17 protein-coding genes are annotated in these 20138 nt (G+C 67.1%); 8 read left to right on the top strand and 9 right to left on the bottom strand.

Translation table 11 applies throughout. The annotated features are described in order from the left end of the window. Window positions 1-110: 110 nt before the first annotated feature. The gene (locus NI1_RS31125) at window positions 111-653 is read left to right on the top strand and encodes an NADPH-dependent FMN reductase (RefSeq protein WP_067828087.1); all 543 of its coding nucleotides are present in this window, start codon (window positions 111-113) and stop codon (window positions 651-653) included. A gap of 132 nt (window positions 654-785) precedes the next feature. Continuing rightward, entirely contained in the window at window positions 786-2192 is a 1407-nt protein-coding gene (locus NI1_RS31120) for an MFS transporter (RefSeq protein ID WP_067828084.1), read from the top strand. A gap of 6 nt (window positions 2193-2198) precedes the next feature. Here NI1_RS31120 and NI1_RS31115 read toward each other — a convergent pair whose 3' ends face one another. Continuing rightward, entirely contained in the window at window positions 2199-3005 is an 807-nt protein-coding gene (locus NI1_RS31115; RefSeq protein WP_067829117.1) for an SAM-dependent methyltransferase, read from the bottom strand. A gap of 129 nt (window positions 3006-3134) precedes the next feature. Here NI1_RS31115 and NI1_RS31110 point away from each other — a divergent pair, with 129 nt between their 5' ends. Further along, the gene (locus NI1_RS31110) at window positions 3135-4466 is read left to right on the top strand and encodes a GGDEF domain-containing protein (protein WP_067828082.1); all 1332 of its coding nucleotides are present in this window, start codon (window positions 3135-3137) and stop codon (window positions 4464-4466) included. A 1-nt stretch (window position 4467) separates the two neighbouring features. Here the strand turns inward: NI1_RS31110 and NI1_RS31105 are convergent, their stop codons facing one another. From NI1_RS31105 to NI1_RS31095, 3 genes are all read right to left on the bottom strand, one after another. Then, complete coding sequence (locus tag NI1_RS31105; RefSeq protein WP_067828079.1) at window positions 4468-5367, bottom strand: DUF5995 family protein; 900 nt, start codon at window positions 5365-5367, stop codon at window positions 4468-4470. Window positions 5368-5493: 126 nt separating this feature from the next. Continuing rightward, window positions 5494-7389 carry a long-chain-fatty-acid--AMP ligase FadD32 gene (fadD32, locus tag NI1_RS31100; protein ID WP_067828076.1) on the bottom strand — a complete coding sequence of 632 codons (1896 nt, stop codon included), beginning with the start codon at window positions 7387-7389 and terminating at the stop codon, window positions 5494-5496. Between the two features lie 122 nt (window positions 7390-7511). After that, window positions 7512-8756 carry a KasA/KasB family beta-ketoacyl-ACP synthase gene (locus NI1_RS31095; RefSeq protein WP_067828074.1) on the bottom strand — a complete coding sequence of 415 codons (1245 nt, stop codon included), beginning with the start codon at window positions 8754-8756 and terminating at the stop codon, window positions 7512-7514. Window positions 8757-9090: 334 nt separating this feature from the next. On the opposite strand from NI1_RS31095, the gene NI1_RS31090 reads away from it, so the two are divergent. Beyond that, entirely contained in the window at window positions 9091-10089 is a 999-nt protein-coding gene (locus NI1_RS31090) for an acyl-ACP desaturase (RefSeq protein ID WP_067828071.1), read from the top strand. A gap of 124 nt (window positions 10090-10213) precedes the next feature. Here the strand turns inward: NI1_RS31090 and NI1_RS31085 are convergent, their stop codons facing one another. The 4 genes from NI1_RS31085 to NI1_RS31070 form a co-directional block, all read right to left on the bottom strand. Continuing rightward, window positions 10214-11026, bottom strand: coding sequence for a SigB/SigF/SigG family RNA polymerase sigma factor (locus NI1_RS31085; protein WP_157535433.1), 813 nt, complete (start codon window positions 11024-11026; stop codon window positions 10214-10216). A 133-nt stretch (window positions 11027-11159) separates the two neighbouring features. Then, window positions 11160-11993, bottom strand: coding sequence for a DUF72 domain-containing protein (locus tag NI1_RS31080; protein WP_084524128.1), 834 nt, complete (start codon window positions 11991-11993; stop codon window positions 11160-11162). A 10-nt stretch (window positions 11994-12003) separates the two neighbouring features. Further along, window positions 12004-13518, bottom strand: coding sequence for a glycerol kinase GlpK (gene glpK, locus NI1_RS31075; RefSeq protein ID WP_067828064.1), 1515 nt, complete (start codon window positions 13516-13518; stop codon window positions 12004-12006). Window positions 13519-13546: 28 nt separating this feature from the next. Then, window positions 13547-14311 (bottom strand): IclR family transcriptional regulator, encoded by a 765-nt coding sequence (locus NI1_RS31070; RefSeq protein WP_067828062.1) that lies wholly within the window; start codon window positions 14309-14311, stop codon window positions 13547-13549. A gap of 124 nt (window positions 14312-14435) precedes the next feature. Here NI1_RS31070 and glpK (NI1_RS31065) point away from each other — a divergent pair, with 124 nt between their 5' ends. The 3 genes from glpK (NI1_RS31065) (at window position 14436) to NI1_RS31055 (ending at window position 18724) form a co-directional block, all read left to right on the top strand. Next, window positions 14436-15968 carry a glycerol kinase GlpK gene (gene glpK, locus NI1_RS31065; RefSeq protein WP_067828059.1) on the top strand — a complete coding sequence of 511 codons (1533 nt, stop codon included), beginning with the start codon at window positions 14436-14438 and terminating at the stop codon, window positions 15966-15968. A 43-nt stretch (window positions 15969-16011) separates the two neighbouring features. Further along, window positions 16012-17688 (top strand): glycerol-3-phosphate dehydrogenase, encoded by a 1677-nt coding sequence (gene glpD, locus NI1_RS31060; RefSeq protein ID WP_067828056.1) that lies wholly within the window; start codon window positions 16012-16014, stop codon window positions 17686-17688. 208 nt (window positions 17689-17896) lie between these two features. Further along, a complete protein-coding gene (locus NI1_RS31055; RefSeq protein WP_067828054.1) occupies window positions 17897-18724 on the top strand; it encodes an MIP/aquaporin family protein in 828 nt (275 codons plus the stop codon). Window positions 18725-18811: 87 nt separating this feature from the next. Here the strand turns inward: NI1_RS31055 and NI1_RS31050 are convergent, their stop codons facing one another. After that, complete coding sequence (locus NI1_RS31050) at window positions 18812-19315, bottom strand: PaaI family thioesterase (RefSeq protein ID WP_067828051.1); 504 nt, start codon at window positions 19313-19315, stop codon at window positions 18812-18814. Window positions 19316-19432: 117 nt separating this feature from the next. On the opposite strand from NI1_RS31050, the gene NI1_RS31045 reads away from it, so the two are divergent. Beyond that, a complete protein-coding gene (locus tag NI1_RS31045; protein WP_245663491.1) occupies window positions 19433-20083 on the top strand; it encodes a YbhB/YbcL family Raf kinase inhibitor-like protein in 651 nt (216 codons plus the stop codon). Window positions 20084-20138 lie beyond the last annotated feature (55 nt).

The raw sequence follows: 20138 nt of genomic DNA, 5'->3' as shown, positions 1-20138 counted from the left end.
ATGTAGCCACGATACCGAAAATGAGAGAGTGTGACAGGTTATGCCGCAGCCACTCCCACACATTGGGACCGGGGCGCCGAAATAGCGGGTGAGGTGCATACGTTGCGCGGATGGTGACCACTCCCCTGCGTATTCTGCTGATCTCCGGCAGCACCCGCGATCGATCCACCAATACGGCCGCGCTGCGGACCATCTCGCAGCTGGCCCCGGAGGGGGTCGAAGCCCCGCTGTACGCGGGACTGCGCGACCTGCCGCAGTTCGTGCCGGGCGCGGAGCCGGAACCGCCCGTCGTCGAGGCATTGCACAAGGAGCTGGCCGCGGCCGACGCGGTGCTTATTTGCAGCCCCGAGTACGCGGGCATGATCCCCGGCAGCCTCAAGAACCTCCTGGAATGGACGGTCGGCGCAGCCGATCTGCACGAAAAGCCGGTCGCCTATGTGAATGTCGCGTTCGAGGGCCGGGGCAACGAGGCGGTGACGACGCTGCGCACGGTGCTCGGCTACGTCGGTGCGGAGCTGGTCGAAGCCGCCAGCGGTCGCATCACGGTATTGAGCGACATCCTCGACGCGGACGGATCGGTCGCCGATCCCGCTGCTCGCGAACGGCTTTCGGCCGCCCTGGACGCACTCATCGCACATCTCCGGGCGGTTTAGATACCCCCTAGGGGTATGAAATCAATCACGTACCGGAGGTCTTCAGCTCTGGTACCCCCCATGGGTATACATGGGGGGTCCGAGTTGCCCAGCGGCACAGCGCCTGTGCCGCCGCCTCCGAGGAGTGATCCCATGTCCACCAGCACTTCGGCGCCACCGTCAACCCGACGGTGGATCGCCCTGTCCCTCATCGCCCTGGCCCAGTTCATGGTCATCATGGACACCTCGATCATCGGCGTGGCCCTGCCGGAAATGCAGTCGTCCCTGGGCTTTTCGCAGGAGAACCTGTCCTGGGTCTTCAATGCCTACGTGGTGGTCTTCGGCGGCCTGCTGCTGCTCGGCGGCAAGCTCTCCGACATCCTGGGCGCACGCAAGGTGTTCCAGCTCGGCTGGGCCGTCCTCGGAGCCGGGTCCCTGGTCGCCGGTCTCGCCGGTTCCGCCGCCCTGGAACTCGCCGGGCGCGGCGTCCAGGGTGCGGGCGCGGCGCTCATCGCACCCTCCGCGCTGACCCTGCTCATGATGTTGTTCGGGTCCAACCCGGGTGAGTTGACCAAAGCCTTCGCCGTCTACGGCGCGGCCGCTCCCGCCGGTGGTACCGCGGGCGTCTTCCTGGGCGGGCTGATCACCGAATACGCCTCGTGGCCTTGGGTTTTCTATATCAATATCCCGATCGCGCTGCTCGCCCTGCTGGCCGCGCCCGCGCTGCTGCCGGACGGCGCGCTCGCACCGCACGGTTCGGTGGACATCCTCGGCGGCCTGACCGCCACGCTGGGTCTCGGCGCGACCGTGTTCGCGGTGGTCCGGGCACCCGAGAGTGGCTGGCTGTCGGTCTCCACCCTGAGCGTGTTCGCACTCGCGGTCGTACTGCTGGCCGCCTTCGTGATCATTCAGCAGCGCCGGCGGGAACCGTTGATGCCATTGGCCATCTTCCGCGCTCCCGATCTCGGCGCGGCGAATCTCGCGCAGGTGCTGCTGGGTGCGGCGTGGGTGCCGATGTGGTTCTTCCTGAACCTCTACCTACAGCAGGTGCTCGGCTACTCGGCCTTCCCGTCGGGCGCGGCGCTGCTGCCCATGACGGCGCTCATCATGGCCGGAATGATCGCACTGTCCCCGAAACTGTTCGCCCGCTTCGGCGCTCGCACCATGGTCATCGCCGGACTGCTGATCCTGGCCGCCGGTCTGGTCTGGCTGTCGTTCATTCGCGCCGACGGCAATTTCTGGATCGACGTGCTGCCCGGTTCGCTGGTCGCCGCGCTGGGCATGTCCCTGGCCTTCGTGCCCTCGCTGCAAACGGCCATCTCGGCCGCGCCGCCGGAAGAGGGCGGCCTGGCCTCGGGCATCGTCAATACCGGCTACCAGATCGGCTCGGCGCTGGGCCTGGCCGTCGTCACCGCCATCGCCGCGGCGGCCGGCGCCCAGCACCTCGGTGATGTCAGCGAACTGACCGGTGGTTTCGCCGCCGCCTTCCGCACGGCCGCGATCATCGCCGCGGTGGCCGCGGTGCTGGCGACGGTGACCTTCCGCCGCCGCACCCGATGAGTTGTCTCAGCCCTTGTAGGCCAGACCCCCGTAAGCGCCCGAGCGCTCGGGGGTCTCGCCCACATCGGCGGCATTGTCCGGACGCCACAGCGGCAGGTGCACCAGGCCGGGCTCGACCAGCTTCCAGTCCAGGAAGTACGCGGCGATCTCCGCACGGCTGCGCAGCACGATCTCGGTGGAGGTGCGCCCGGACAGCTTCTGGGCGTCCAGGACCTCCTGCGGCTGGCCGTCGGCGGTGGCATGGGTGATGGCCACGTAGCTGCCGGGGGCGCAGACCTCGAGCAGGCGGGCCACCGCGGCGACCGGATCGGCCTCGTCGGGCACGAAGTGCAGGACGCCGAGCAGCAGCACCGCCACCGGGCGATCGAAGTCGATGAGCTTCGCGACGGCGGGATCGGCGAGAATGGCCGCCGGATCGGCCACGTCGGCGTGCACCACCTCGGCCAGCGGATTGTCGGCCAGGATGGCCTGGCTGTGCGCCACCGCGACCGGGTCGATATCCACGTACACGACCTTGGCCTCGGGATTGCGGGCCTGGGCGACCTCGTGCACATTGCCGACGGTCGGGATGCCGGACCCCAGATCCAGGAACTGATCGATTCCGGCGTCGGTGAGGAACCGGACGCAGCGGCGCAGCAGGTCCCGATTGGCGCGCATGGTCTCGGCGACGTTCGGGGTGAACTGCTCGATCATGCGCGCCAGCTGGCGATCGATCTCGAAATTGTGCATGCCGCCCACGAAGTAGTCGTAGACCCGTGACGCGCTGGGGCGGTCCAGATCGATGCCTTCGGGCGCCCAACTCGGTCTGGTCATCGGTTCCCCGTCTTCCCGCTGGAACAGCAAGTGGTCTCTGCCAATTCTGAAGCGCCGCAATGGTATCCCAATATTCGCCGGGAGGGCAGGAGCAGCGGGCACCGACCGGTCGGGCTACCATCGATCCCCATGGCGTCGGATCCCGGGGTGGGGCCGGAGCAGGGTGGCCCGCACGCCGCAGTGGTCGAGGAGTGGGTAGCCGCGTTGGAACGCGGAGCCCGCGATCACGTGGTGCCCATGAGCCGTTCCGAAGCCCGCGCGTTGCTGCGCCGCATCGCCCGCGATTTCGACACCCTGGCACGCAGCGCCGAATCCGCGGCCAAGGTCGGCGAACTCGGCGCGGAACTGGCGCGGGCGCACTTCGTCGGGGATGAGGTGCTGGGCCGCAGCATTCGCGTATTGACCTCGTATCTGGCTGGGCAGCAGGCGATTCCGGCCGCGCGAGCCGCGGAGCTGATCGGCGCGTTCACCACCGGCTACCTGCGGGCCTTCCGGGAATGGCTGCTGGCCGAACAGGAGAGCGTCCGGATGGCCGAACTCGCGGCCCGGCAGCGGGTGCAGGAACAGTTGCGCGCCAGCGAAGCTCGGTTCCGGGCGGTGTTCGCACAGGCCGGGATCGGCACCGGGCTCTCGGATATGACCGGGCGCATCATCGAGGTCAATACCGCGTTCGGGGACATGCTCGGCTACACCTCGGCCGAGATGTGCGCGCTGTCGGTGACCGATCTCGGCCACCCCGAGGACGATCCCGGCATGTGGGGGCTGTACGCCTCGGTGCTGCGCGGCGACGTGGACAACGTGCACATGGAGAAGGCGTACCCGCACAAGGACGGGCACACGGTCTGGACGAAGATCAATGTCTCGCTGATCCGGGATGATCAGGGGCTGCCGCAGTACACGCTGATCCTGGTGGAGGACATCTCCGAACAGCGGGTGCTGGCCGAACGACTGCGCTATCGCGCCCACCACGACCAGCTCACCGGGCTGGCCAATCGCTCACGCTTCTTCGACGCGCTCAATGCCGCCTTCACCGATCCGGAGGCCCGGATCGGGCTCTGCTACGTGGATCTCGACCGCTTCAAGGCGATCAACGACACCTTCGGGCACGCGGCCGGCGACGAGGTGCTGGCGCAGGCCGCGCAGCGGCTCACCGCCTGCGCCACCGGGCCCGGCCAGCTGGTGGCGCGCATGGGCGGCGACGAATTCGTGATTCTGATACCGGAATCCGGGGTGACCGAGCCGGAATCCGCTGGGGCGGTGGAGGATATCGCGCGCGCGGTGCGGCGGGAGTTCGCCCGGCCGTTCGAGGTGACGCGGCGGCGGCTGACGGTGACCGCGAGCGTGGGCATCGCGGCGGATCGGGCAGGCGACACCACCGCCGACGATCTGCTGCAAGCCGCCGACTACGAGATGTATCTGGCCAAGGCGATCGGGCGCGGGCCGTCGCGGGCCGCGCCCTGACTCAGAGCGCGTGCACCGCAGCGAGCACCTGGAAGGCCACGTCGAGCGCGCCGTACAGGGCCTGGATTTCACCGGCGGTGACATCGTGCAGCGCCGGATCCTGAAGGGCCAGACCGTTTCCGAAGATCACCACGTTCGCGCCGAGATCGGCCGCGACCAATAGCGGCTTGGTGGCGACACCGCGGCCGACCAGCAGGTCCAAGCCCTCGCCGAGGAAGTAGAAGCGCCAGAGCGGGCCGAGATCGGCCTGATAGACGAGGTTGGTGCGGTCCACGATCACATCGCCCGCGCCCGCGATGGCCGCCACGATCTTGAAGTAGTCGGGCGCGTTCTCCGGCTTGGTGTGCACCGCGGCGACCGAGTAGGCGAGATCGACGACGAGGTGGGCGTTGTACCCCGCCATCGCCGCCTGCGCCCCGGAAACCGTGCAGTCCCCGGCCAATTCGAGATAGCGCGCCCAGTGCGGCTGCACCGCGCCGCCGGTGAAGGCGGCGTGCACATTGTCCAGGTAGCGGCTCAGCAGTTCCAGGCTGATGGCATGCGCGTACTCGCGATCCTGGAAGGCCGCCGGGTCGCGCTGCAAAGGCATCACCGCGGCCTGCTCGACGCCGTCCAGGCCGATGCCGAACAATCCGCGCCGATCCCGGTGCGCGATCAGGATTTCGGTGATCTCGTGATTGCGGGCCACCGCGGTCTCCAACCGCGCCAGCGCATCTCCGGACAGATCGGTGGTATCCGACAGTCGCGCAATGGTCTCCAGCTCGCCGGTCGCGAGCGGGGTGCCACAGAAGGTGTCGGGAACGGTGGCGGCGACCGGCTGCGCCCCGGCCGCCGGAACCGAGACCAGGGCCGCAGCGGCGGTCAGCGCGACGAGGAGCCCGATGCGGGCGGATTTCCACACGGGCGTGAAGTGTACCGACCGGTCTCGCCAACCGCGGCCAGGCGAGCCGGATCCGATGGGAGATATCGAACGGGTGCGGGCTGATCTCGTTGATCAACCCGCACCCTGAACACTGCCCCGCCTGTTTCAGTCGGCCGCGTCCGGGAAGTCCCGCTGCTGATAGCCGCCGCGCAGCGTGCCCTCCAGATACGCCGTCCGGCAGGCCCGCCGGGCGATCTTGCCGCTGGAGGTGCGCGGAATCGAGCCCGCGGGCACCAGCAGCAGGTCACGCACCGTCACGCCGTGCCGCTTGGCGATGGCCGCCCGCACCGTCTCCTGGATCGGCTCGGGATCCAATTTGGCTGCGCCCGTACCGCGTTCGGCCACGATCACCAGCGCCTCGGCGGCATTGCCCGGATCCGGCTGTGCCGCCGCGCCCTTGGTGGTGATCACCTCGACGGGTAGCTCGTTCGCCGAAACCGAGAAGGCCGCAACGAATCCCGGCCGCAGCGCGGTGCTGGACTCCTGCGCGGAGTACTCCAGATCCTGCGGATAGTGATTGCGCCCGTCCACGATCACCAGATCCTTGACCCGGCCGGTGATGTAGAGCTCGCCGTCGAGATACGAACCGAAATCGCCGGTGCGCATCCAGATGGCGTCCGGCTCGGCGCCTTCGGCGTGTGAGCCCGTCGGCTGCCGGGTGACGAGACGGTTCTTGAAGGTGGCCTGGGTCTCCTCGGGCCTGCCCCAGTAGCCGATGCCCATATTCTTGCCGTGCAACCAGATCTCGCCGACCTCGCCGTCCGGCTTCTCCGCGCCGGTCTCGGGATCCACGATCACCGCCCACTGCGACAGCGCCACATAGCCGCAGGAGACCTGGGACACCGCGTTCGGCGCATCCGGGGTCACCTCGGTCATGCGCCCGGCATTGAGCTCGGCGCGGTCGACGTAGACCACCCGCGCCGCGTCCTCGCGCCGGGTCGCCGAGACGAACAGCGTCGCCTCGGCCATGCCGTAGCAGGGCTTGATGGCGGTCTTGGGCAGGCCGTACGGCGCGAAGGCATCGTTGAACTTCTGCATGGAGCTCACCGAGACCGGCTCGCTGCCGTTGATCAGGCCGATCACCCGGGACAGGTCGAGCTCCTCGCCCGGTTTGGGCTTACCGCGCGCCGCCGCGTGCTCGAAGGCGAAATTCGGTGCGGCCGCGAAGATCTCGGCCCCGTCCTCCTGCGCCGCGAGCTCCTTGATCCAGCGGTAGGGCCGGCGCACGAAGGCGCTCGGCGACATGATGGTGATGAACTTGCCGCCGATGGTCGGCAGGATCACCGTGAGCAGCCCCATGTCGTGGAAGAGCGGCAGCCAGGTGACGCCTCGCGCCTTCTCGGTGATACCGATGGCGTTCACCATTTGCAGCAGGTTGGTGCCGACCGCGCGGTGCGTGATCTCCACGCCGGCGGGCGTGCGGGTGGACCCGGAGGTGTACTGCAAGTAGGCCACCGAGTCCACATTGATGTCCGGCCGCACCCAGGCCACGCCGACGCTGTCCGGAATCGCCTCCACCGCAATGATTCGCGGGCGCCGGGGCGCGGGCAGGTTCTTGAACAGTTCGCGCACCCCGGCCGCCGCGGAGCCGACGGTCAGGATGGCCGCCGGCGTGCAGTCCGCGAGCACCGCGTGCAACCGGTCGGAATGGCCCTGTTCGTCCGGATCGAAGAGTGGCACCGCGATATTGCCCGCGTACACCGCGGCATACATGGCCACGACGTACTCCAGGCCCTGCGGGGCCAGAATGGCCACTCGATCCCCGGGCTGGGTGACCTGCTGTAATCGCGCGGCCACCGCCCGCAGCCGGACGCCGAACTGGTTCCAGGTGAGTTCGGAACGCTCGCCGTCCCGTTCGCGCGAATAGTCAACGAAGCGGTAGGCGAGCTCGTCCCCGGCGGCCACCGTGTGCTTGTCGACCAATTCGATCATGGTCTGGTTGGCCGGGATCCGGATATTGCCGTGCTCGTCCAGATAGTCATCGAAAGTCTCGCCGATCATTCCCTATCCTTTTTCAACTCACAGCCGAGAGGCTGTGCAGTGACACCGAACAAAGATCGACACGAAGGCCCGGAAGTAGCTGGGGCTGGAGAACTCTAACAGGGTGTCGATTCCGCCGTCACTCAGTACCGGCCGAAGGCGATGGCGACATTGTGGCCGCCGAAACCGAAGGAGTTGTTGAGCGCGTAGTCGTACTGACCGGTACGCGCAGTGCCCTTGACCACGTCGAGGTCGATCTGCGGGTCCTGATTCTCCAAATTCAGCGTGGCCGGGACGATTCCGTCCCGCACGCTGAGCACCGTGATCACCGATTCGAGGGCTCCGACAGCGCCGATGGAGTGCCCCAGCGCGGACTTCGGCGCGTACACCGCGGCGTGATTGCCGACCGCTTGCTTGATCGCGTTGGCCTCCGCGTAATCACCGATCGGGGTGGCGGTGGCGTGCGCATTGATATGGGACACATCGGCTTTGGTGATCCCGGCGTGTTCCATGGCGCGGGACATGGCGCGGGCGGCGCCGCTGCCGTCCGGGTCGGGGGCGACGAGATGGAAACCGTCGGAAGTGATCCCCGCGCCCATGATGCGGGCGTGGATCTTCGCGCCGCGCGCCTTGGCGTGCGCCTCGGTCTCGATGATCATGAGCGCGCCCGCCTCACCGAAGACGAAGCCGTCGCGGTCGGCGTCGAAGGGCCGGCTGGCGCCCTTGGGATCGTGATTGCGCGTGCTCATCGCCCGCATCATGGAGAAGCCGGCGATCGGCAGGGCCTGGATGGAGCCCTCGACGCCGCCGGTGACCACCATGTCGGCATCGCCCATGACGATCATCCGCCAGGCATTCGCGATCGCCTCCGAACCGGACGAACAGGCCGAAACCGGCGTTGTCACACCGGCTCTCGCGCCCAGCTCGCAACTCACCACCGCCGCCGGGCCATTGGGCATGATGGCCTGCACGGTCATCGGCGACACCTTGCGATAGCCGCCGGCCTGCAACTTGTCGCGCGCCGACATGAGCACTTCCGCGCCGCCCAGTCCGGTGCCGATCGCCACGCCCAGCCGGTCGCCGTCCACCTCCGGGCTGCCGGCATTGCGCCAGACCTCGCGGCCCAGCACCGCGGCCATCTGCTCCACGTAGGACCAGCGCCGGGTCTCCGCGCGGGTGAGCGCCGTTCCCGGTTCGACTTTGAGGTGGCCACCGATGCGGACCGGCAGATCGAAATCGTCGAGGAAGGTGTCCTCCAGAACGTCGATTCCGCTCTCGCCGTTGAGTAGTCCCTTCCAGGTCGAGTCGACGTCACCAGCGATCGAGGTGGTCGCCGCGAGCGAGGTCACCACGACATCGGGGAATTTCCTTCGGTTGGGCGTCTGCATTGTTCACTCTCCGTAGCAATGCTCCGGCGAACCAGGACTCGATCCGCGTGGGCTGTCAAGGACTGTTTTGCAACTAGCGAACGAACCCGCCACGGGCAACTTCGGCGGGGGATGAAGCCAATCTCCGGCGAACTGGGCTAGATTATCCGAGGCGAAGCCGACCAGTCTCCTCATGGACACGCGGGCATCCCGGATTCCCTCGGATACTCCCCCGCGACCGACGCGGCGATCGCCTGAAATCCTCGCGTTCCACTGCCGTCCGTTCCGGATCGGCAGGCGTTGATCTACACCATCATTCCGCAGCGACGAGCCATTTCAAGGGAGGCGCACGACCGTGGCCAGGAATCTCACGCAGCTCGAGTTGCTCATCGAGCTGGAGCCGATCGCGGAGCAGAATGTGAACAGGCATCTAGCCATGGCCAAGGATTGGCATCCGCACGACTATGTGCCGTGGGCGGAGGGTCGCAACTTCGCAGCAATGGGCGGGATCGATTGGGACCCCGAGCAATCCCACCTCAGCGAGGTCGCCAAGGCCGCGATGATCACCAACCTGCTGACCGAGGACAACCTGCCCAGCTACCACCGGGAGATCGCCGAGAACTTCTCCCAGGACGGCGCGTGGGGCACCTGGGTGGGGCGTTGGACCGCCGAGGAGAACCGGCACGGCATCGTCATTCGCGACTATCTGGTGGTGACGCGCGGCGTGGATCCGGTGGCGCTGGAGAACGCGCGCATGATCCATATGACCAATGGCTACCACTCGGCCAGCCTGATCAAGAACTACGCCGGCACCGCGGCGGCCCAAAACGCTACCGGATTCATGTATTCCGTCGCTTATGTCACTTTCCAGGAATTGGCCACTCGCGTTTCCCATCGCAATACCGGCAAAGTGTGCAATGACCCCCTAGCGGACAAAATGTTGCAGCGCATCGCCGCCGACGAAAACCTGCACATGATCTTCTACCGCAATCTCTGCGGCGCGGCCCTGGACCTGTCCCCCGACCAGGCCATCGAAGCCATCTCCAACATCATCATGACTTTCCAGATGCCCGGCGCCGGCATGCCCAATTTCCGCCGCAACGGCGTCCTCATGGCCAAACACGGCATCTACGATCTGCGCCAGCACCTCGAAGAGGTCATCACGCCGGTCCTGAAGAAGTGGAATGTCTTCGAGCGCAGCGACTTCGGCCCGCGCGGCGACGAAATCCGCAACAACCTGGGCGACTACCTCGAAAAGCTCGGCCGCGACGTGATCCGCTTCGAGGAACAACGCGACCGCGCCCTGGCCCGCGAAGCCCAACGCGGAGAAAAGGAATCAATGCTCATCAGCTGACCCGCACACCGCCGCCACCGGGGACCGACTACGGAACGAGCCGAGCGATCGGCTCACCGGGCGGTCCCCGATGGTGGCGGCACCGGGAAGATCGGAGACGGGAGGGCGGCAGCGCGCCCGGCCCTTACGCGGCGAGTGCGCGTTCACGCAGGGTACGCAGGGTGCGGGACAGGATTCGGGAGACCTGCATCTGCGAAACGCCCAGCTCGGCGCCGATCTGAGACTGGGTGCGCGACTGGAAGAAGCTGAGTTCCAGCACCGTCCGCTCCCGGTCGGAGAGGGTGTTCAGCAGCGGCTCGACGGTGAGGGTCTCCTCGACCAGTTCATAGGCCGGTTCCTCGACGCCCAGCGAGTGCAGGCGGGAAACCTTTGCGGTGCTGTCGGTTTCGAGCTCCGCATCCAGGGAATCATGACTGTAGCCGTTGGCGGCGACCATGGCCTGCGCGATCTCCTCGCGATCGGTATCCAGTTCGGCGGCCAGATCGCCCGCGTTCGGCATGCGGTTCAGCCGTTGCGCGAGCGCCGGGGTGACCGCGGTGATCCGCAGGTGCAGCTCCTTGAGCCGGCGCGGGACCCGCACCGACCAACTGGTGTCGCGGAAGTGGCGGCGCACCTCACCCATGATGGTGGGCACGGCATAGGACAGGAACGTGGTGCCACGGCCGACGTCGAACCGGTCCACGGCGAGCACCAGGCCCACCCGGGCGATCTGCAACAGATCCTCGAACGCCTCGCCCCGCCCCGAGAACCGCCGCGCGATGTGCTCGGCCAGCGGCAGGCACCGCTGGATGATCTCCTCCCGCATCACGTGCCGTTCGGGATCGTCCGCGTCCAGCGCGGCCAGCTCGGCGAGCGCGGGCTCGATGTCGTCGTAGGGATCACGTCCCGCACGGGCATTTTCGGGTACTTCGGAAACAGTGGCCATATCAGTGCTCATCTCCGATTTCCTCTATTCGAATGAACTCGGACCATGACGGGTTACCCGTTCGCCGGTGTTTCCAAATAGTTATGTGAAATGCGTCACAAATATGTTTGATATGGCGGCTGCGGCGAATACCCGTCGCCGCTGGTCAGAACAGCGTCATGGGGTCGGTGGGGATGGGGGTGGGGAGGGGGTCCAGGGCGGGGACCAGTGCCCGGACTTCGTCGTGGAAGCGGCGGGAGAGGGCGCGGGAGCGGGCGTTGTCGGGGGTGTGGATGAAGACCGTGGGAGAGCGGCCCTCGTGTAGCCAGGCGGCGACGGTGTGGACCCAGGGCTGCCAGCCGGCGATGGTGACGGCGGGGTCGTCCCGGCCGTGGTAGCGGACTATCGGGTATTCGGTGAGGGCTTTCATGCGGCGGGGCACTCGGGGTTTCTTCGCGCATGCTTCTTGTTCGGCGGGGCTGACCGGTGGGGTGGCGAAGAGGGTGGTGGTGTCGAAGGGGATCCATTCGGCGCCGGTGCGTTCCAGGAGGGATTCCAGTTGGGTTATGGCGCGAGGGTTTTCGAAGAAGGCGGGGTGGCGGACTTCCACGGCGGCGCGGTAGTGGGAGGGCAAACCCTCCAGCAGGTTCGACAGGGCGCGCAGGTCGGTGAAGGAGGCGGGGAGCTGGATCCAGAGCGCGTGCAGGCGGCGGCCGAGCGGGGCTATCGCATCGAGAAAGCTGTTCATGTCGTTGTCGATGCCGGTGAGGCGGCGGTCGTGGGTGACGGTGCGCGGCAGCTTCATCACGAAGCGGAAGTCGGGATCGGTTTGGCGGGACCAGGATTCGACGGTGCGGCGCTGCGGGATGGCGTAGAAGGTGGTGTTGCCCTCGACGGCATTGCACCAGGAGGAGTAGGTGCGGAGCCGTTCGGCCGGGGGAAGCGGCTGCTGCTGCCATGCCGGGTGTGTCCACATCGCGCATCCCACGTGCAACCGCATACCTGCCACGTTAGGTCAAGGGCTTCTTGGGCCGCAGCCAACCGAAGGTAAGCTCCACGGCTCGGCGCCAATTGTCGTACTCCTCGGCACGCAGCGTCGGATCCATGCGCGGGGTCCATTGCGCGGCGACGCGCCAGTTATGGCGCAGCCCTTCCAGATCCGGCCAGTACCCGACGGCCAGCCCGGCCGCGTAAGCCGCACCGAGGGAAACGGTTTCGGCGACGATCGGCCGCATGACCGGGATGTCGAGAACGTCGGCGACGATCTGCATGAGCAGGTTGTCGGAGGTCATGCCGCCCGCTACCCGCAGGGCCGCGGCGTGCAGTCCGGAGTCGGCGTTCATGGCCTCGACCACGTCGCGGGTCTGCCAGGCGGTGGCCTCCAATACCGCTCGGGCGATGTGCCCCTTGGTGATATACGAGGTGAGCCCGATCAGCAGGCCGCGTGCGTCACTGCGCCAATGCGGGGCGTAGAGACCGGAGAAGGCGGGCACCAGATAGCAGCCGCCGTTGTCTTCGACTGTGCCCGCAAGGGTTTCGATCTCGGGGGCGCTCGCGATCAGCCCGATGTTGTCCCGCAGCCACTGCACCAGCGACCCGGTGACCGCGATCGGCCCCTCCAGCGCGTACACCGGCTCCGACCCCACCTGATATCCGATGGTGGTGAGCAGCCCGTGTTTGGACCGCACCAGCTCCCGCCCGGTATTCATGAGCAGGAATCCGCCTGTGCCGTAGGTGCATTCGGTCTCGCCGGGCGCGAAACAGGTCTGCCCGAACAGCGCCGCGTGCTGATCGCCGAGCGCCGCCGCGATCCGCACCCCGGGCACCACCTTGCGCGCGATCCCGAAATCACCGGTGGAGGGTTCGATACGCGGCAGCATCGCCTTCGGAATATCGAAGAACCGCAGCAATTCATCGTCCCAGTCCAGGGTTTCGAGATTCATCAGCAGCGTGCGCCCGGCATTGGTGACATCGGTGACGTGCACCCCGTGGTCGGCCCCGCCGGTGAGGTTCCAGATCAGCCAGGTCTCCATGGTCCCGAACAGCACTTCGCCCCGTTCGGCCCGCCCGCTCAGCCCGGGCACGGAATCCAGCAGCCAGCGCAGCCGGGGCGCGGCGAAGTAGGTCGCCAACGGCAACCCGCACAGTTCCCGAATCCGTTCCGCCCCCGGCCTTTCCCGGAATTCGTTGACCAGCTCCTCGGTGCGCACGTCCTGCCAGATGATGGCCCGCCCGATCGGCGTCCCGGTATTGCGATCCCACACCACGGTCGTCTCGCGCTGATTGGCGATCCCCACCGCCGCCACCTGATCGACCGTGATCCCCGAATCCCGCAGCGCCGCAGGCACGATGCGCTCCACGTTCCGCCAGATCTCCAGCGCGTCCTGCTCCACCCACCCGGGGCGCGGGTAGTACTGCCGCTGTTCGCGCTGCGCCACCCCGGCCAGCCGCGCGCGCTGATCGAACAGGATGCACCGGGTGGAGGTGGTGCCCTGGTCGATGGCCAGCACATACCGTTGCGTCATCGGCGCGCACTCCTGTCTTCGGCGAAAGTCATTGTGCGCCACCGAGATCACGGGAGACGGCCGATGCGGCATCGCGTACCTGAACAACCAGTGGCGACCGGAAGCGCAATTGCCCGTCACAGAGATGATCGATCGGCCCGGTGATACCGATGGCCCCCACCACCAGCCCGCCCCGTCCGCGAATCGGCGCGGCGATACCCGCTTCCCGGGACCGGTACTCACCGATCTCCCCGGCCCACCCGGTGCGCCGGACCTCGGTCAGCGCCCGCCCGAGCACGGCCCGATCGGTAATCGTCCGATGGGTGAGCGCGGGCAGCTCGGCTTCCCGTACCGCGGCGGCCAGCTGAGAGTCGTAGGCCAGCAGCACTTTCCCGAGCGCGGTGGCGTGCGGCGGCAGTACCTCACCGACTTCCAGGGCCTGCTCGCTGTTGTCCGGCCGGAACACGTGGTGCACGACCGAGACCGAGCCGTTCATCAGCGCGGCGATCCGAACCGACTCCCCGCTGCGCGCCGCGAGCGCGTCCGCCCGGTTGATGGCACGCGACCGCAACTCATTGGCATCCAGTACGCCCGCACCCAATTCCTGAAGCGCCGCCCCCAGCTGATACTTGCCGCTGATCGGATCCTGATCCACGAACCCGACGCCTTGCAGTGTCCGCAAGATCCCGTGCGCGGTCGGTTTCGCCAGGCCGAGCGCCGCCGCGATCTCACCCACCGGCATGCGCCCGGATCCGCGCGCGAGCAGCCGCAGGACGGCGGCCGCGCGTTCGATCGATTGGATCGGTCCGGGCATATCGGAAACCTATCAGCAAACCGTTCGGCATTGTCGAACGGCAACCCTGTGCGACATCACGATCACTTCCTAACGTGGACGTCGGGCGTAGTGACTCAATGACGAGTTTCCGGGAAGGACCACGATGACGCAGTACGTCGGAGCCATTGATCAGGGCACCACCAGCACCCGTTTCATGGTTTTCGATCACGGTGGCAATGTGGTTGCCCGCCACCAGCTCGAGCATGAGCAGATCCTGCCGCAGGCCGGCTGGGTGGAGCACAATCCCGACGAGATCTGGGAGCGCACCCGCACCGTCATCAAGAGCGCGCTCGCGGGGGCGAACCTCACCTACCGGGACCTGGCCGCGGTCGGCGTCACCAATCAGCGGGAGACCACCATCGTGTGGAACCGCAAGACCGGCCGACCCTTTTACAACGCCATCGTCTGGCAGGACACCCGGACCGATCGCATCATCTCCGAGATCGACAAGGCCGGGCACACCGAGCTGATCCGCGAGCGCGCCGGTCTGCCGCCCGCCCCGTACTTCTCCGGCGGCAAGCTCAAGTGGATCCTCGACAATGTCCCGGGCGTGCGGGAAGCCGCCGAACAGGGTGATGCCCTCTTCGGCACCCCCGATACCTGGATCATCTGGAATCTCACCGGCGGCATGCACGGCGGCGTGCACGTCACCGATCCCACCAATGCCTCGCGCACCATGCTGATGGATCTCGAAACCCTGGACTGGGACGACGAATTGCTCGCCGTGTTCGGGGTGCCGCGAGCGATGCTGCCGCGGATCGCGCCGTCCGCGAACCCCGAGACCTTCGGCACCACCAATCCGGACGGCCCGTTCAAGGGTGCGGTGAAAATCGCCGGTGTACTGGGCGATCAGCAGGCCGCGACGGTCGGGCAGGTGTGCTTCCGCCCCGGTGAGGCCAAGAACACTTACGGCACAGGGAATTTCCTGATGCTCAATACCGGTACAGAGATTGTGCACTCCAAGCACGGCTTGCTCACCACCGTCGCCTACCAATTCGGCGACGAGAAGCCGGTTTACGCACTGGAAGGGTCCATCGCCGTCACCGGTTCGGCCGTGCAGTGGCTGCGTGATCAGCTCGGAATCATCTCCGGCGCAGCGTATATCGAGAACCTGGCGCGCCAGGTGCCGAACACCGGCGGCGTGTACTTCGTACCCGCCTTCTCCGGCCTGTTCGCCCCGTACTGGCGGGCGGACGCGCGCGGCGTGATCGTCGGCCTGTCGCGCTTCTCGAACAATGCCCATCTGGCCCGGGCCACATTGGAATCCATCTGCTACCAGACTCGCGACGTGGTCGAGGCCATGCAGCAGGATTCCGGGGTGAAGCTCGATACCCTGCGGGTGGACGGCGGCGTCACCACCAACGAACTGGCCATGCAGATCCAGGCCGACTTCCTCGGTGTCCCGGTCTCGCGGCCGGTCGTCTCCGAGACCACCGCCCTCGGCGCGGCCTACGCGGCCGGGCTGGCGGTCGGGTTCTGGAAGAACACCGACGAACTCGTCGCCAACTGGCACGAGGACAAGAACTGGCAGCCCACCTGGAGCGAGGAGCAGCGGCAGCGCGGTTACGCGCGCTGGCTCAAGGCCGTGTCGCGCACGCTCGACTGGGTCGATCTCGACGACGACGAGATGGACTGACCCGCAATGACTTACCGCACCGACGACAACTAAGGAGCATGTCGTGTCCGCACATCTGGATCCCGCCTACCGCGCCCGCGCGATCGATTCGCTGGGTGACACCGAGATCGACGTCCTCGTCATCGGCGGAGGTGTGACGGGCGCCGGCGCCGCGCTGGACGCCGCCTCGCGTGGCCTGTCCGTCACCCTCGTCGAGGCCCGCGACTTCGCCGCCGGCACCTCGAGCCGGTCCTCGAAGCTGATTCACGGTGGCCTGCGCTACCTGGAGCAGTACGACTTCGCGCTGGTGCGTGAGGCTTTGAAGGAACGCGGCCTGCTGCTCAACAAGCTGGCCCCGCACCTGGTGCACCCGGTGTCGTTCCTGTTCCCGCTGCAAAAGCATTACGAGCGCTTCTACATCGGCGCGGGCATCGCCCTCTACGACACCATGGGCGGCGCGCGTTCGGTGCCGATGCACCGGCACCTGAGCCGTTCCAGCGCACTGGATTTGGCGCCCGCGCTGAAGGAAGACGCCATGACCGGCGCGATCCGCTACTACGACGCGCAGGTCGACGACGCCCGCCACACCATGATGGTCGCCCGCACCGCCGCCCAGCACGGCGCGACCGTGCTGACCCGCACCAAGGTCACCGGCCTGCTGCGCGAGGGTGAGCGGGTCGTCGGCGCGAAGGTGAAGGATCTGGAAACCGGTCTGGAGCACAGCATCCGGGCCAAGACCGTGATCTCGGCGACCGGCGTCTGGACCGACGACATGATCCGGATGACCGGCGTGGACTTCCCGTTCCACGTGCGCATGTCCAAGGGCGTGCACATCATGGTGCCGCGCGATCGGCTGAACATGGACACCGGCCTGGCCATGAAGACCGAGAAGTCGGTGCTGTTCGTGATCCCGTGGGCCGAGCACTGGATCATCGGCACCACCGACACCGACTGGACGCTGGACAAGAACCACCCGACCGCCAGCGCGGCCGATGTGCAGTACATCCTCGATCACGTCAATTCGCTACTGCGCGAACCGCTTACGCGCGCCGATATCGTCGGCACCTACGCGGGTCTGCGTCCGCTGATGACCGGCGCGTCCAAGGAGACCTCGAAGCTGTCGCGTGAGCACGCGGTCGCCGAACCGGCTCCCGGGCTGTTCGTCATCGCGGGCGGCAAGTACACCACCTACCGGGTGATGGCCTCGGACGTGATCGATGCCGCCGCCGAACGTCTCGGCAGCGATGTCGCCCCGTCGGTCACCGCGAACCTGCCGATCCTGGGCGCGGTCGGCTACCAGGACATGCTGGACGATATCGCCGGTGTCGCCGAGCGGGCCGAGGTTCCGGTCGCGGTGGTCGAGCACCTGCTGGGTCGTTACGGTTCGCTGGCCAACGAGATCTTCGATCTCATCGCCGCGGTTCCCGAACTGGCACAGCCGATTCCGGGCGCCGAGGAGTACATCGCCGCCGAGGCCGTCTACGCCGTCACCCATGAGGGCGCGCTGCACCTGGACGACCTGCTGACCCGCCGCACCCGCATCTCCATCGAGGTTCCGGACCGCGGCCTGAAGGCGGCCCCCGAGATCGCCCGCCTGATCGCGCCCCATCTGGGCTGGGACGACGACCGCACGAATGCCGAGATCAACCGCTACTACGACCGTGTGCACGCCGAGCTCGCGGCCAACGAGGCGAACGACGACGAGGCGGCCAACGCGGCACGCCTGGTCGCGGTGAGCTGATCTCAGCACCTCTCCACGGATAGACCGAAAGCGCTGTGCCGGAAGGATTTCCGGCACAGCGCTAGTGGTCGTTGCGGCGCTTTCCGGCGCTATATCGGAGTTTGTCTCCAGGCCCCCGAGGCCCTAGCGTGTTCCTAGAGATTTGCCAGACGAAAGACCGTAGAGTCTGATTCGGCATCGCAGCGACCGCCGATCGGGAGGCGCAATTATGGACTTCAGCTCGATTTTCCTCAGCGAGGCACTGGGCACGGGAGTGCTCATCCTGCTCGGCGCAGGCGTGGTAGCCAATGCATTGCTCACCAAATCCAAAGGGCTGGACGGCGGCTGGCTGCTGATCACCTTCGGTTGGGGCCTGGGCGTCTTCGGCGGCGTCTATGTCGCCTACAAAACCGGCGGCCACCTGAACCCCGCCGTGACGATCGGCAACCTCTTCGCCGGCGCCGACGAATACGCGCCCGGCGTCGCCGTCAACTTCACCAATACGGTCGCCTACATCTCGGGCCAGCTGGCCGGCGCCTTCATCGGCGCCTGCCTGGCCTTCCTCGCCTACAAGCAGCACTTCGACGCCGAACCCGACGAATCCAAGAAGCTGGCCGTCTTCTCCACCGGGCCCGCCATCCGCTCCTACCGCTGGAACTTCCTCACCGAAGTAATCGCCACCTTCGCCCTCGTCTACGTAATCCTCGCCTTCGGTCACACCCCCAGCGGCCTCGGCCCCCTGGCCGCCGCCCTCCTGGTCGTAGGCATCGGCGCCTCCCTGGGCGGCCCCACCGGCTACGCCATCAACCCGGCCCGAGACCTGGCCCCCCGCATCGCCTACGCCCTCCTCCCGACCGGCCGCGCCGCGAACGTCCTCCCCGACCGCGTCCCCGCCGACATCAGCGCCGGCGGCTCCGCCCAGCGCATCCCCGAACAACTCCCCGCGCACGCGACTCCGGCGCGCAAAACCGCCGACTGGGGCTATGCCTGGGTCCCAGTCCTGGGCCCCCTCCTGGGCGGCGCCCTAGCCGGCCTAGCCGCCCAACTCTTCCTCTAACCGATCGAGTGGCACACCAGTGCGGGGATTTGCCCGATTCACCCACACTGGTGTGCCACTCAACCGCCCACGCAACCTTGGGCGGGGTTAGGCGCCGACGCTGGATAGTTCGCCGGGGGTGGCGCCGAACTGGTGGAAGTGTTCGGGGCCCACCTCTACGAAGATGGCCCGGGAGGTGGCTATCGGGGTGTCGGCGTCGGTTAGGGCGGTGTCTATGTAGAGCTTGCGGCCTTCTCGGGCGGTTAGGCGGGAAGTGAGGGTCAGTTCTCGGTGGAGGCGGGCGGGGGCGGTGAAGGTTACGTCTAGTTTGACGGTTACGGCGGGGATTTGGAGGGGCATCAGGAGGGAGCCGGAGGCTTCGTCGAGGGCGGCTGCGACTATGCCGCCGTGGGCTACGCCGGGGGCGCCCTGGTGGCGGTCGTCCATGGTGAAGGTGCCTACTACCAGGTCGCCTCGGCGTTCGAAGGTGATGCGGGGAGAGGCGGGGTTGGCGGGGCCGCAACCGAAGCAGCCGGAGTGATGGGGTGGGAACGGGCCCTCGGCGAGGCGGTCACCCAGGGGGAGCGGCTTGGGGGCGCGTTCTTGTTCCATACGAGAAAGTTAACCCAGATTCAGTTCTGACGACAAGAGGTCGTAGGAGCAGGCACATCTGGGCGCTATCTCAAATATTGGGAATTGAGTTTCATAGTTTGGAACCTGACTGCTTCAATGAGCGCAACGCAGTACGCACGAGATCATCTGGAGGTCGTCATGAAGCGCACCTTGGGCACCATCGCCGCCGTCACTATCGCCGCGGCCGCTGCCGCCGGAGCCAGTGCGTGTGGCACCGACGACAGCGGTACCGAATCCATGAAGCCCGGCGTCAGCGTTCGGTCCGCAATACCGTCCAGTGCCGCTCGTTTCGATGTCACCAGTCCGGATATCGCTGCCGGGCAGTCGATTCCGCGTCCGCAGTGGGCGAATTCTTTCGGTTGCACGGAGGCCGGTAAGGCGCCGCAGGTGACGTGGTCGGGAGCGCCTGCCGGCGCGCGGAGCTTCGCGATCACCATGTTCGATCCGGATGCCCCTACCGGCAGCGGCTTCTGGCATTGGCTGAACTGGGATATTCCGGCGCAGGCGAGCGAATTCGGCACTGGCGCAGCAGGAGTCGCGGGCACCAACGATGCCGGGGGCACCGGCTATCTGGGGCCGTGCCCGCCGGCCGGGGACAAGGCGCACGATTACGTGATCACCGTGGTCGCGCTGGATACGCCGAGCTTGGGACTGCCTGCGAATACGCCGCCCGCCGTGGCCACCTTCACCATGAACAGTCACATCATCGGGTACGGGCAGTTGATCGCGACGGCGCAGCGGTCGTGAGGAATGGCGAGCGCCGCATCGGATTGCTCCGATGCGGCGCTCGCGGGGGTTTCGG

This window comes from Nocardia inohanensis NBRC 100128, assembly GCF_001612945.1.
GTDB classification, from domain to species: domain Bacteria; phylum Actinomycetota; class Actinomycetes; order Mycobacteriales; family Mycobacteriaceae; genus Nocardia; species Nocardia inohanensis.
Note: the sequence above shows the minus strand (reverse complement) of the source record. Positions and strands in the feature narration are given on the sequence as shown.